Below are 13524 nucleotides of genomic sequence, written 5' to 3'. Positions count from 1 at the left end.
GCCGATATTTAGTCTTGCCGTTTAAAACGGCTGAGAAGCACGTGACTTTAGCCATGTGAGGTTCACTGGCGTTGAGCATATTGTTAATACCTTTTTCCGTTTCTGCAAGCTGCTTTTTCAAAAGAGGCAGATCGGTGCTTTCTTTCTTCTGCAACTACATCAGCGTATCAATCAGTCGTTCCATGACTTCATCATTCATAATTGCTTTCATACAGTAATTGAGCGTACATATAAATTAGAGGAGACCGAGGCAGTGATGCAGGAACAGATCCGGGTAGCAAACCATCGGATCGCAGATTTGGAAAAGCAGATGGAGGGATAAGGTATGCAGATTAAAGATTATGTAAAGCCGGAATTACTTGTGGTAGCAGTAGTGCTGTACTTTATTGGGATGTGGCTGAAGCGGAGTGAGACAGTGAAAGACAAATACATCCCACTCATTAATGGGCTGATTGGCGTTGCGATTTGTGCCATCTATGTGTTCGCCACCTGTGCCTGCGGCAGTGGTCAGGATATCGCGCTGGCAGTTTTCACGGCACTTACACAGGGCGTCCTTGTGGCGGGATTGTCTACGTATGTAAACCAGATTTTTAAGCAGTCAGGAAAAGAAGAGTAGAAGGAGGCGATCCGACTATCTCCCGCGGCAGTTCGGGGCATGGCTGCCGTTGCGACATCGCAACAATAGGGGAAAATCGACGAAAGCCGATAGTAGGAATAAAAACCCCCAAGGAGTCGCGATCCTTGGGGGTTTTGTCGTTGCCTGTGATGGACAACTACTATCTCTTAGCCTATCGGCATTATAGTATATGCGAAAATTCTTTGCAAGATACCCCCGGAAAACAAAATGTCATATTTTTCATATCATAAAGAAAAGAGGACAAATCTATGAGAGATATCACATTATGTCATCCACGTCTCCAGCGCATTGCGTCCGCCTGGATCAAAGCCTGTGCGACCGAGGGTATCACAGTAGCCATCGGAGAGACACTGCGGACGGTGGCGGAGCAGGACGCTCTGTACGCGCAAGGACGTACCAAGCCTGGCAACATTGTAACCAATGCCAAAGGCAGTAGCTATAGCAGTCAGCATCAGTGGGGGATTGCCTTTGATTTTTATCTTAAGATGGATGTGGACGGCGATGGCAGCGTGTCAGACGATGCCTACAATGACAGCACAGGTATGTTTAAAAAGGCCGCAGAGCTGGCAAAAGCTTTAGGACTTGCCTGGGGCGGAGACTGGCGTAGCATCGTAGACAAGCCACATCTTTATCTGCCGGACTGGGGCAGCGCCACCAACATTCTTAAACAGCGTTACGGCACCTTTGAGGCGTTTAAAAAGACCTGGCCTAAAATGGATGTAGCGCCAGTCAAAGCCGACAGCGATGCCGGAGCGGCGGATCTCAAGGACATCAAGAGCGGCGCACACGGCTTGAGCATCACTGCGTCCTCACTCATCATCCGGACAGCTCCGGCAGGTGCTGACTCTGGCAAGCGATACAGTAAGGATCAGCAGGTGCAGCCGATCCGGAAGTGTTTTGTCAGCGGCGCACCGTGGATCCAGACTGCGGACGGCTGGGTGTCTGGCAAGTATCTTACTGGCTGGGTGTGCCAGGACGGGCGCTGGTGGTATCTGCTGAGTGGGTACACCTACCGGCACGATGCAGTCTGCCAGATTGACGGACAGGCGTATGCGTTTGATTCGGATGGCTGGATGATTACCGCAGATCGGATAGCAGAGGACGGACACATACGATAAAATATGATGAAAAACACAATATAAGCGCATAATAAGGGGCTGTCATTCCTTGAAAATAAAGGAAAAACAGCCCTTTTTTCGTGTGATATTTCCCCGGAAAAGGGGGTTCTTTATACTGAAATATGCTTTCGTGGTAGATGCTCCAAAAACACCAAAAACCCTTGTAAATAAAGGAAAAATCCAGCATTTACAAGGGTTCCCGCATCCATCAAAAAAAGCAGATAACGGGAATCGAACCCGCCTTTCCAGCTTGGGAAGCTAGCGTTCTACCGATGAACCATATCTGCAAATATATATTAAGTATACTGTTTTTTCTGAAAAAGTCAAGAAATTTATCTTGCCAAAAAGGGAGGAAAGTTACTGTACACGGGTAGGCACTTTTGGGACCGAAAGAGACAAATATATTCAAAACACCCACAAAATGCCCTCTTAACACAATTTATATTTCAAAAACTCGCAGAAGGTGTTATAATAATTCCGTATGGATTAGGGCGCGGTTTTCAGGCACCCTTTTTCCGTCATAGGAAAGTGTTAAGGCACATTTTTTATTTTGTATATAAAATAGAGATTTTCTGTATCGGTATGGCGGATAAACAGAAAATAACGGAGGAAACTATGGATATAATCATTATCGGATGCGGCAAGGTTGGTACGACGCTGGCGGAGCAGCTTGTCCGGGAGGATTACAATGTGGTGATGATCGATACGTCTGCGGAGCGGATGCAGCGGGTGTCAGATGATATCGATGCGATCAAGCTGGTGGGAAATGGTGCCAGCATTTCCATGCAGATCGAGGCAGGTGTGCAGACGGCGGACATGCTGATTGCCGTGACAGGGTCGGATGAGATGAACCTTCTCTGCTGCCTGATTGCGAGAAAAGTGGGGCATTGCCACACGATTGCGCGTGTGCGGAATCCGATTTACAGCAACGAGCTTACCTTTATCAAGCAGCAGCTGGGAATTTCCATGATTATCAACCCGGAATATGCGGCGGCGACGGAGATTTCGAGAATTCTGCGCTTCCCGTCAGCGATCAAGATCGATCCATTTGCCAAGGGAAAGGTAGAGCTTCTGAAATTTAAGGTAAAACCGGAGTTTAAGCTGGACGGGCTTTCGGTCATGGATATTGACAGCCAATTCCGCTGCGATGTCCTGATCGGAGGTGTTGAGCGCGGTGATGAGGTGGCGATCCCGGATGGTAAATTTGTGATTAAAAACGGGGATATGGTGTCGATTATCGCCTCCCCGGCAAATTCGGCAGAATTTTTCCGCAAGATCGGCATCCAGACAAACCAGGTCAGAAATACGATGATTGTCGGAGGCGGTACGATTGCTTATTATCTGGCGAAACTTTTGGCGGCGATGAAGATCCGGGTTAAAATTGTGGAGAAAGATAAAGCGCGCTGCGAGGTTCTGACAGAGCTTCTGGACGATGCGTTGATCCTCAACGGCGACGGAACGGATCGGCAGCTTCTTCTGGAAGAGGGGCTGATGACGGCGGAGGCATTTGTCACCCTGACGAATATGGATGAGGAAAATGTTTTCCTTGCGCTGTATGCGAAGGAAAATTCCAGCGCGAAGCTGGTGACGAAGGTTAACCGGATCGCTTTTGACGAGCTGATCAGCAAGCTGGACCTGGGAAGTCTGATTTATCCGAAATACATCACGGCGGACTACATTTTACAGTATGTGCGCGCGATGCAGAATACGATCGGCAGCAATGTGGAGACGTTGTATCATATTCTCGATGGTCGGGCGGAGGCACTGGAGTTTGTGATCCGCGAGGAGTCGGAAGTGACGGGCATTCCGCTGATGAATTTGAATCTCAAGAGCAACCTGCTGATCGGATGCATCAACCGCGGCGGCAATATCAAGATCGCGCGTGGACAGGACTGCATCCAGCAGGGCGATACAGTGATTGTCCTGACGAGCCAGAAAGGTCTGCGGGATATCCGTGACATCCTGAGAAAGTAGGCGGCATAGATGAATTATTCGATTGTATTTTATATCATAGGCTGGATCCTGAATTTTGAGGCGGCTTTTATGGCGCTTCCGACGGCAGTGGCACTGATTTACCGTGAGTCGGAGGTATGGTGCTTTCTGGCAACGATGGCAGTATGCCTGATGGTTGGTATGATTCTGGTACGCCGGAAACCGAAAAATCAGATCTTTTATGTGGCGGAGAGCTTTGTGGCGGTTTCTCTAAGCTGGGTTTTACTCAGTGTGATGGGAGCGGTGCCGTTTGTATTAAGCGGCTATATTCCGAATCCGATCGACGCCTTGTTTGAGACGGTATCGGGCTTTACGACGACCGGTGCAAGTATTCTGAGCAGTGTGGAGCAGCTGCCGAACTGCTTATTATTCTGGCGGAGTTTTACGCACTGGATTGGCGGTATGGGCGTTCTGGTATTCCTTCTGAGTGTCCTGCCGATGGTGGGCGGTTCCCATATGAATTTGATGAAGGCGGAGAGCCCAGGACCGATCGTGAGCCGTCTCGTTCCGAAGGTCCAGATGACGGCGAAGCTGTTATACCAGATTTACCTGGGAATGACGATCCTCGAGGCTGTGATTCTGATTCTTGGGAAAATGCCGATTTTCGACGCGATCACGATCACGGTCGGAACAGCAGGTACGGGTGGTTTTGCAATCCGGAATGATAGTCTGGCGAGCTACACGGCATTTCAGAAAAATGTCGTGACGGTGTTTATGATTCTGTTCGGAGTGAATTTTAACTTTTACTTCTTCCTGCTGATGCGAAAAATAGGACAGGCCTTTAAAATGCAGGAGGTGCGGGCATATTTTCTAATCATTGCATCGGCGGTTGGCATCATTACAGTCAATACGGTATCACTCTGCGGCAATGCACTGCAGGCATTCCAGGATGCGGCATTCCAGGTCGGTTCGGTTATCACGACGACCGGTTACGCCACGGTGGATTTTGATAAATGGCCGCAGCTTTCAAGAACGATTATGGTACTTTTGATGTTTATCGGCGCCTGCGCGGGCAGTACAGGCGGCGGTATCAAGGTGTCGCGCGTCTTGATTCTGCTTAAATCGGTAAAAAAGGAACTGAAGCAGTACCTGCATCCGAGTGTAGTGGAGAAGATCAAAATGGATGGAAAGATCGTAGAGCATGAGGTTGTGCGCTCGACGAATGTGTTTATGGTTGCGTATGTGCTCATTTTTGCGGTATCTGTTCTATTGATTTCTCTGGATGAATACGATCTGGTGACGAATTTTACGGCGGTTACGGCTACGTTTAATAATATCGGACCGGGTCTGGCACTGGTCGGACCGACCGGAAACTTTGGGTTTTTCAGTAATTTCTCAAAAGTGGTTTTAATCTTTGATATGCTGGCAGGACGTCTGGAGATATTTCCGCTACTTCTGCTGTTTTCAAGGGAAACCTGGAAACGGTTCTAGGGGAGGAGAATACGGATGGATATACTGTTCTTTTTGACGGGGTGTCTGGGACTGGCAGAGACAATTGATTTGTTCTGCGGCAAAGATTTCCTGATTTTTATATCGGATTCGATCGATCCGAAGAAATATAACCTGAAAAAGGTGTATGCAGTTGAAAAATGGCTGTTTGCGATTGATACGCTGTCGCTGTTTGGCATGGCGTTTCATCTGGGCGGCGGTACGGGCGATCTGGTGCTGGCGGCAGTTGTGCTGGTGACACTGTTCGCACATGTGTATGTGTTTAAGAGCCGGAACTTCCGGGTGTAAGTAGATAAAAGTGGGCGTGATGTGTCTGGCATGCGCCCATTTTTGCTGCCATGATGCAGAGAAAATGGCTGGTGGCTTGTTTTGGGACAGATGCTTGAAACGGCTGACAGTGTGGCTTCCGGGGAAGTGGGACACACTTTGCGTTGACAGGCATATGATATAGTATCAATGAAAAATGAAAAGGAGATTATCATATGTGTTGGTCTTGGGGTAATGGTTGTGGACACTGCGGAGGATGCGGCGGCTGTGGAAATAATGGATGGGGCTGGAATAGCTGTGGAAATAACGGAAGAAATTCCTATCGGAGAGGTTTCAACGATGGTTATGCAATCGGCTATCGGGATGGCTATGATGCCGGAAGAGACAGCCAGTCTGGCTGCGGCTGCGGCAATAATGGCGGCTGTGGCTGCGGAAACTAGAGAGGGCGATTCAATTTGCATGAGGTGTGAACTGAGGGAAAGAAAGCCGGGCGGTGAGAGCTGCCCGGCTTTCTTCCCTTCAGTTATTAAGAACTCTAAGAATACGCTAAAAATCGGGGCAACAGGATTTGAACCTGCGACCTCTCGGCCCCCAGCCGAGCGCGCTACCAAGCTACGCCATACCCCGAAAATAAATCATAGCTGTACTTTGCCAAATGTTCAGCTGACATATACCGCCATTTGTTGAAATATTATATGCATGATACCAGGGTCAAAAGGTCAGAAGTTCGACGCAAGCTTGCTTGCAGGAGAATTTTTGACCTTTTGACCCGCCAAAAACATGAGTAAGTAGCCATTTTTCAAAGAAAAATGAGCGAATTGCGAATGTTTTTGAGAATTGCGGGAGCACGCAGTGCAGAGCAATTCGGTATCAGAGGGGTCAAAAGCTTTTGCCCCCAACATCATATGCATATCATTATATCAAAATTACATCAAAAATCAACTATGACTTCTAAATTTTCGCTGCCGGATGTTTGTTTTTTGATGTAATTTTGATGGTTGAGTGGAATTTTACGAATCAATGGAATGGATCAACAGAATGAAAATTTTCCCAATATTGACTCCAAATTTGAAAAATGGTATGATGAAAACGTGGATAATTAAAAGAAAAGGTCATAGCAGAGTCTTCGGCTGTGACCTTTTGTAGTAACCAACCCCAAGGAGAACATCATGATAAGTTTTGATCTAGACATGACCCTCTTAAACCACCGGACGGATCAGATCACACCGAGTGCGCTGGAGGCGATTGAAAAGCTGCGCCCGAAGTACAAGATTGTGCTGGCAACGGGGCGCGATATGGATAATTATTACAGTACATCGTACCGGGACATCGTCCGTCCGGATGCGATTGTACATATGAACGGGACGAAGATCACAGTGGGAGATAAGCTGCTGTTTGAGCACATCTTTGATCCGAAACTCCTGCGCCGGGTGCTGAGTTTCTGCGATGAAAAGGGATTCGGAATCGGCATGACGGTGGGGGATGAAGATTACTATATCCATCCGGAGATCATTGCGGCTAATGATATCCGCTTCTGGGGAAGCTGCGGGCGGCAGTTCCGGGATCCGTGGAAGATGCTCACGATGCCGGTCCGGACACTGGCGTTTGTCGGCAGCCGTGAACAGGTGAAGGAGATGGAACGGGAATTTCCGACCCTGAAATTGCCGATGTTTGCGAGCGGACATGGCGCGGATGTGGTCGAGAAAGGCAATTCCAAGGCGGACGGACTCCGCAGGCTGGCGGTGTATTTTGGAGAAAAAGAAGATCTCTCCGATACAGTGGCATTTGGCGACAGCATGAATGATATTGAGGTTGTGCAGGAAGCCGGCATCGGCGTGGCGATGGGAAATGCAGTGGATGCGCTTAAAAAAGTAGCCGATTACGTGACGGCACCGATCGGGGAAGATGGAATTTATAAAGCGTGCGAACACCTTCATTTATTTTAAAGAAGTTATTTTCCTATTTTACCTGTTCCCATTTTCCTATATAAATGATATAATAGCTACCAAACGGTTATTGTCCACAGGTGAGTTTCTTTGAGTAGAAATTCCATGCAGTACAATAACAAGAAATGACTTAAAAGGCGCGTGCCTGCAAGCTTTGACTAAAAGGATGAACTGCGGCTGCAGAAATCGGCAGTGCGGCAGGGAACCGGACACGCACCGGGAAAAAAGAGAGGATGTAACAGATGGAACATTTAATTACTCCGGCTGGTTATAAACCGGTATTGGATTTGAGAGAAACACAGGTTGCTATCAAGGAAATCAAGGACTTTTTTCAGAGAGAACTGGCAAAACAGCTCAATCTGACCCGTGTGTCCGCACCGCTTTTTGTACTGCCGGAATCTGGTCTGAACGATAACTTAAACGGCGTAGAGCGCCCGGTATCCTTTGGGATTCTGGAGCAGAAAGATCGGAAGGCTGAGATTGTACATTCTCTCGCCAAATGGAAACGTCAGGCATTAAAAGAGTACGGATTTCAGGAAGGTGAAGGCCTTTACACCGACATGAGCGCGATCCGTCGTGATGAGGATACAGACAACATCCATTCCATTTATGTGGATCAGTGGGACTGGGAGAAGATCATCAGTAAAAAAGATCGTACCCGTGAGACACTGGAATCCATTGTCCGTTCGGTTTACAAGGCACTGAAAGTGACCGAGGACTATATGGCATATGAGTATGAGTACATTGGACGTTATCTTCCGGAAAATATCACATTTGTGACGACCCAGGAGCTGGAAGATATGTATCCGGATTGCACACCGAAGGAGCGCGAGTACAAGATTGCGAAGCTGCACGGTGCGGTATTTATCGAGCAGATTGGTGACAAGATGAAATCCGGTGAGAAGCACGATGGTCGTGCCCCGGACTATGATGACTGGAAATTAAACGGCGATATTCTGGTATATTATCCAGTTCTGGATATCGGACTGGAGCTTTCTTCCATGGGTATCCGTGTTGATGAGGATTCCCTGAAAGAGCAGCTGGTAAAGGCGGGATGTGAGGAACGCGCGGAGCTACCATTCCAGAAAGCAGTTCTGGAGGGAGAGCTTCCGTATACAGTCGGCGGCGGTATCGGTCAGTCCCGTATCTGTATGTTCTTCCTGCGGAAAGCACATATCGGAGAGGTGCAGGCGTCGATCTGGCCGGACGGTGTGCGCGCAGAGGCAGAGGCTCACAACATTCATCTGCTGTAAAAATAAAATTGATGAAAAGCTGCCCGGGAAAGTGATTTTCTGCGGCAGTTTTTTGTGTAATGGAAAGCCCATAGAATGAGAGGATAGGATATTTATATGGCGGATCATATCTATGATTTAATTATTATCGGTGCGGGACCGGCGGGATATACGGCAGCGCTGCGTGCGGCGGCGATGGGGATGGATGCAGTCCTGATCGAGAAAAAAGCGCTGGGCGGCTCATGCGTCAATACCGGCTGTATTCCTGCCAAGGCGCTTCTGCAGGCGACGGCAGTCTACCGGGATATGTTGAAAGCATTCCGGTTTGGCATCGTGGCGGAGAAGGTCAGCTTTGACTGGCGGCAGATGCAGATTTATAAAAATGAGTCCGTGGAATCATTCCGCTCAATGATTCAGGGAATGTTAGAAAAAGCGGAGGTGGAGATGATTCACGGCGATGCGCGCCTGCATGCGGATAATGTGGTGCGTGTGACGACCTCCAAAGGCGCATTGACGCTGAAAGGAAAAAATGTGATTCTGGCAACCGGTTCCAGCCCTGTGATTCCGGATATCCCGGGAATTGATCTGCCGCAGGTTATGACAAGCCGTGATATTCTGCGGATGGATGACTGGAATTTTGACTGTCTGACGGTCATCGGCGGCGGTGTCATCGGTGTGGAGATCGCGACGATCTTCGCGGCGCTCGGTTCCCGCGTGACGCTTTTGGAGCAGGCAAACCGTCTGCTGGAGTCGATGGATCCGATGATTTCCGAGCAGATGGAAGCAAATCTGCGTTCTAAGGGTATTGAAGTCCACTGCAATGTACAGGTCATGGAGATCAAGGATCGCGGCAACGACACGGTGTCGGTCAATTACCGTTGTGAGCGCGGCTGGAAGGAAAGCCCGGCGGACCGCGTGCTGGTGGCAGTCGGCAGACGCCCGAATATGTCGAAGGTTCTGGCGGACGATTGTCAGGTACAGCTGGAAAATGGGCGTCCGCTCATCAAGGGAACCTACCGCACGACGCAGGAAAATGTCTATGCGATCGGCGATACCGTGGCGCGGAAACGTCTTGCCCATGTGGCAGCGTCCCATGCGGCTTATCTGGTCGAAAACCTGGCGGGACGCGGACACCGGATGCAGCTTTCGGTCGTGCCGAACGGTATGTATGTCGTGCTTCCGGTTGTGCCGACCTGTATTTATACGGAGCCGGAGATTGCGGCGGTTGGATTTACGGAAAATGACGCCCGCCTTTATAATATGAAGATCAAGTGCGGTGTGGCATATATGACGGAAAATGGAAAAGCGCTTCTGGCGAGAAACAGCCGCGGTTTTGTGCGCCTGATTTTTGAGGCGTATACCAACACGCTGATCGGGGCGCAGATCATGTGTGCGCGTGCGACGGACATGATCGGAGAGATGGCAACGGCGATCGCCAACGGTCTTACGGCATATCAGCTCTCGACGGCGATGCGCGCGCATCCGACGTACAGTGAGGCGATCACGGAGGCGATCAAAGATGCGTTGAAAAATGGATAATAGAGAAACAACAGGAGGCAGAAAAATGGGACGTGAGGTTCGGGCGAGAATTGAACAGCTTCGCGAGAAGATGGCGGAGCGTGGAATGGACGCATATCTGATTCCGACATCGGATTTCCATGGCTCGGAATACGTGAGCGGGTATTTCAAATGCCGGAAATATATGACAGGCTTTACCGGTTCGGCGGGAACGGCGGTCATTACGATGGAGGACGCAGGTCTCTGGACGGATGGCAGATATTTTGTGCAGGCGGCAGCAGAGCTTTCCGGCAGCGGGGTGGAACTTTACCGCTCCGGTCAGGAGGGCGTGCCGACGACGCTGGAATTTTTGAAAAAACATATGCCGGAACAGGGTGTTCTGGGTTTTGACGGCAGAGTGGTCGATACGGCCGAGGGCGAGCGCATCGCGAAAGCACTGTCCGGGAAAAAGGTACGCATTTCGGAGGGTGAGGATCTGGTTGGAAGCATCTGGGACGACCGCCCGGCGCTTCCGATGAACCCGGTCTGGATTCTGGAAGAGAAGTATGCGGGAAAATCGGCGGAGGAGAAGATTGCAGATCTGCGCGGGGAGATGAAAAAGCGTCAGGCGACGGTGCATCTGCTGACGAGTCTTGATGATATCGCGTGGCTTTTAAATATCCGGGGTGATGACATTGTACATACGCCGGTTGTATTGTCCTACTTGATTGTAACAAAACAGGAATTATTCCTCTTTATTCATGAGAAGACGCTGAACGAAGAAGTACGTGCCTATCTGCATGGACTGGGCGTTCGGATCATGCCATATGAGGCGGTATACCAGATTGCATCCGCATTCCGCTATGAGCGAGTTTTATTGGAAAAGTCGAAGATCAATTACCGTCTGTTCCGGTGCCTGGATGCGAGCGTGAAAGTGATCGAGGCGATGAATCCGACGGCAGCGGCAAAAGCAGTCAAAAATTCAGTGGAACAGGAAAATATGCGCCGTGTGCATGTGCAGGACGGTCTGGTATTGACCCGTTTCCTGCGCTGGGTGAAGGAACATGCAGGCGAAAAAGGACTGGACGAGTGGACCGCAGGGGAATATCTGGATAAGCTGCGCCTGGAACAAAAAAACTGCCTGGATATGAGCTTTACGACGATCTCTGCGTGGGGACCGAACGCGGCGATGTGCCATTATACGGCCTCTGAGACAGAGAAGAGCAGTGTGCCGAATAAGGGGCTGTATCTGGTCGATTCCGGCGGACAGTATTATGAGGGAACGACGGATGTGACGCGTACCATCGCGGTCGGACCGATCACGCAGGAAGAAAAACGCTGCTGTACGCTGGTGGCGTGTTCGATGCTGCGTCTGCTGGATGCGAAGTTTATGTATGGCTGTCGCGGTATCAACCTGGACTATATTGCGCGCGAACTCCTGTGGAGAAACGGTCTGGATTTCAACCATGGAACAGGGCATGGTGTCGGCTATCTGGGATGTGTGCATGAGCGCCCGAATTCCATCCGATGGAGGCTGCTCACATCGCCTGCTGAAAATGCGGTTCTGGAGGAAGGCATGGTTACCTCCGATGAGCCGGGGCTTTATCTGGAAGGAAAATTTGGCATCCGGACGGAGAATCTGATGCTCTGTGTGAAAGATGTGAAGAATGAATTTGGTCAGTTCATGAAATTTGAAAACCTGACCTGGGTTCCGATTGATCTGGACACGATCGATGTATCGCTTATGGAAGCGCGCGACCGCGAGCTTTTGAACGCGTACCATAAGGGCGTGTATGAGAAGCTGTCTCCGTATATGATGGAGGAAGAGAAGATGTGGCTGGCAGAGGCGACGCGAGCAATTTAGAAGAGGAAAACAAGGAAGATACGGCAGTAAAACATTAAAAAAGCGGTTAAAAACCGGCATAGATAAAAGATGCCGGATATAAACTGTAAATGACCATGTAAAATAAATGCGAGGCTGCGTGTATGCGCTATCATTCGTTCGACCGTGTCCGAATCTGTGAGACAACTGGAATGCAGGACGGCTATCTGCGGATCGATGTGGTAAACAGTGAAAACAATTTTCCAATTAAGGGAGCAGAGGCTTCGATCAGCTATGGAGAATCAGGACAGACGCAGGAAGTGCTTAGAACCAATTTATCCGGGCAGACGGAGGAGATTGCGGTAGCGGCGCCTCCTGCGTCGCTTTCACTGGAAGAACAGAACCGGGAAAAGCCGTATGCGGATTATACGGTGGAAGTGCGGGCAGAGGGCTATGGGCCGGTGAAGGTAAAGGGAACGGAGGTGCTGGCGGGCGTGCTGGCAGTCCAGCCGATCCGGATGATTCCGCTTCCGGCTCAGACCGGAGCGGAGGAGAATATCCAGATTCCGGACCATACCTTATATGGTTCCTATCCGCCCAAGATTGCCGAGGATGAGGTAAAACCAGTGCAGGAGAGCGGAGAGATCGTGCTGAGCCGCGTGGTGGTGCCGCAGACGATCGTCGTGCATGACGGTGCACCGACCAATGCGTCCGCAAAAGATTACTATGTGGCATACCGGGATTATATCAAGAACGTGGCATCGAGCGAGATTTATGCGACCTGGCCGCGCAGCACAATCGTCGCTAATGTGCTGGCAATCATGTCGTTTACGTTGAACCGGGTGTATACGGAGTGGTATCGGAACCAGGGCTACGATTTTACGATTACATCCTCAACGGCATTCGATCACAAATGGATTTACGGGCGCGATATTTTTGAGCCGATCTCAGAGGTGGTGGATGACATTTTTGACAACTATCTGTCCCGCCCCGGTGTGCGGCAGCCGATTCTGACACAGTACTGCGACGGGCGGCGGGTGTCCTGCCCGGGCTGGATGACCCAGTGGGGTTCGTGCAGTCTGGGAGAACAGGGATACAGCGCGATCGAGATATTGCGGCGCTTCTATGGAAATAGTATTTACATCAACACTGCGGAACAGATATCAGGAATCCCGATCTCCTATCCGGGGGAACCGCTTAAAGTGGGGTCCAGCGGCGATAAGGTGCGGCAGCTGCAGCAGCAGCTTGACGCGGTGGCGACTGTGTATACAGCGATCCCGCGGGTTACGCCGGACGGGATCTACGGATCCGGAACGGAGGCGTCCGTACGGGCGTTCCAGTCGGTGTTTGGACTTCCACAGACGGGCGTGGTGGATTTTGCCACCTGGTACAAGATTTCTCATATCTATGTGGGGATCTCGCGGATTGCGGAGCTGAATTGAGTTGAAAATGGGATTTGCGGGAGAAGAATAACGAAAAGACATATGAATTCCTATAGGTGAAATATCTGTGAGCAGGATGCATACAGGAAACAGAGACAAAGAACATAAGAGGGGGTGGATTG

Annotated in this window: 11 protein-coding genes and 2 tRNA genes; 11 read left to right on the top strand and 2 right to left on the bottom strand. The window is 50.0% G+C overall.

The window, feature by feature from the left end:
• Positions 1-325: 325 nt before the first annotated feature.
• A complete protein-coding gene (locus DXB70_RS12935; protein WP_118673445.1) occupies positions 326-616 on the top strand; it encodes a phage holin family protein in 291 nt (96 codons plus the stop codon).
• Positions 617-885: 269 nt separating this feature from the next.
• Entirely contained in the window at positions 886-1755 is an 870-nt protein-coding gene (locus DXB70_RS12930) for a M15 family metallopeptidase (protein WP_118673444.1), read from the top strand.
• 216 nt (positions 1756-1971) lie between these two features.
• On the opposite strand, the gene DXB70_RS12925 is transcribed toward DXB70_RS12930, so the two are convergent.
• A tRNA-Gly gene (locus DXB70_RS12925) sits at positions 1972-2042 on the bottom strand.
• Positions 2043-2370: 328 nt separating this feature from the next.
• Between DXB70_RS12925 and trkA the strand changes: the two genes are divergently transcribed.
• The 4 genes from trkA to DXB70_RS12905 all read left to right on the top strand — a co-directional run bounded on the left by trkA (position 2371) and on the right by DXB70_RS12905 (position 5903).
• Entirely contained in the window at positions 2371-3729 is a 1359-nt protein-coding gene (gene trkA, locus DXB70_RS12920; protein ID WP_022359093.1) for a Trk system potassium transporter TrkA, read from the top strand.
• A gap of 9 nt (positions 3730-3738) precedes the next feature.
• Positions 3739-5178: a TrkH family potassium uptake protein gene (locus DXB70_RS12915; RefSeq protein WP_118673443.1), complete on the top strand. Its 1440-nt coding sequence runs from the start codon at positions 3739-3741 to the stop codon at positions 5176-5178.
• 15 nt (positions 5179-5193) lie between these two features.
• On the top strand, positions 5194-5484 hold the full coding sequence (locus tag DXB70_RS12910) for a hypothetical protein (protein ID WP_022359095.1): 291 nt from the start codon (positions 5194-5196) through the stop codon (positions 5482-5484).
• A 194-nt stretch (positions 5485-5678) separates the two neighbouring features.
• The gene (locus tag DXB70_RS12905) at positions 5679-5903 is read left to right on the top strand and encodes a hypothetical protein (protein ID WP_106999714.1); all 225 of its coding nucleotides are present in this window, start codon (positions 5679-5681) and stop codon (positions 5901-5903) included.
• 113 nt (positions 5904-6016) lie between these two features.
• Here DXB70_RS12905 and DXB70_RS12900 read toward each other — a convergent pair.
• A tRNA-Pro gene (locus tag DXB70_RS12900) sits at positions 6017-6090 on the bottom strand.
• A gap of 542 nt (positions 6091-6632) precedes the next feature.
• Between DXB70_RS12900 and DXB70_RS12895 the strand changes: the two genes are divergently transcribed.
• The 5 genes from DXB70_RS12895 (at position 6633) to DXB70_RS12875 (ending at position 13402) form a co-directional block, all read left to right on the top strand.
• A complete protein-coding gene (locus DXB70_RS12895) occupies positions 6633-7409 on the top strand; it encodes an HAD family hydrolase (RefSeq protein WP_118673442.1) in 777 nt (258 codons plus the stop codon).
• 242 nt (positions 7410-7651) lie between these two features.
• Positions 7652-8662, top strand: a complete 1011-nt coding sequence (gene asnA, locus DXB70_RS12890) for an aspartate--ammonia ligase (RefSeq protein ID WP_022360200.1) — start codon at positions 7652-7654, stop codon at positions 8660-8662.
• Positions 8663-8758: 96 nt separating this feature from the next.
• Positions 8759-10180, top strand: a complete 1422-nt coding sequence (lpdA, locus tag DXB70_RS12885) for a dihydrolipoyl dehydrogenase (RefSeq protein WP_117795214.1) — start codon at positions 8759-8761, stop codon at positions 10178-10180.
• A 25-nt stretch (positions 10181-10205) separates the two neighbouring features.
• A complete protein-coding gene (locus tag DXB70_RS12880) occupies positions 10206-12002 on the top strand; it encodes an aminopeptidase P family N-terminal domain-containing protein (protein ID WP_118673441.1) in 1797 nt (598 codons plus the stop codon).
• A gap of 122 nt (positions 12003-12124) precedes the next feature.
• The gene (locus tag DXB70_RS12875; protein ID WP_279221363.1) at positions 12125-13402 is read left to right on the top strand and encodes a peptidoglycan-binding protein; all 1278 of its coding nucleotides are present in this window, start codon (positions 12125-12127) and stop codon (positions 13400-13402) included.
• Positions 13403-13524 lie beyond the last annotated feature (122 nt).

The organism is Clostridium sp. OM05-5BH, from assembly GCF_003481505.1.
GTDB classification, from domain to species: Bacteria; Bacillota; Clostridia; order Lachnospirales; family Lachnospiraceae; genus Otoolea; species Otoolea fessa.
The sequence above is the reverse complement of the archived record's forward strand: the minus strand, read 5'-3'. Positions and strand labels throughout refer to the sequence as shown.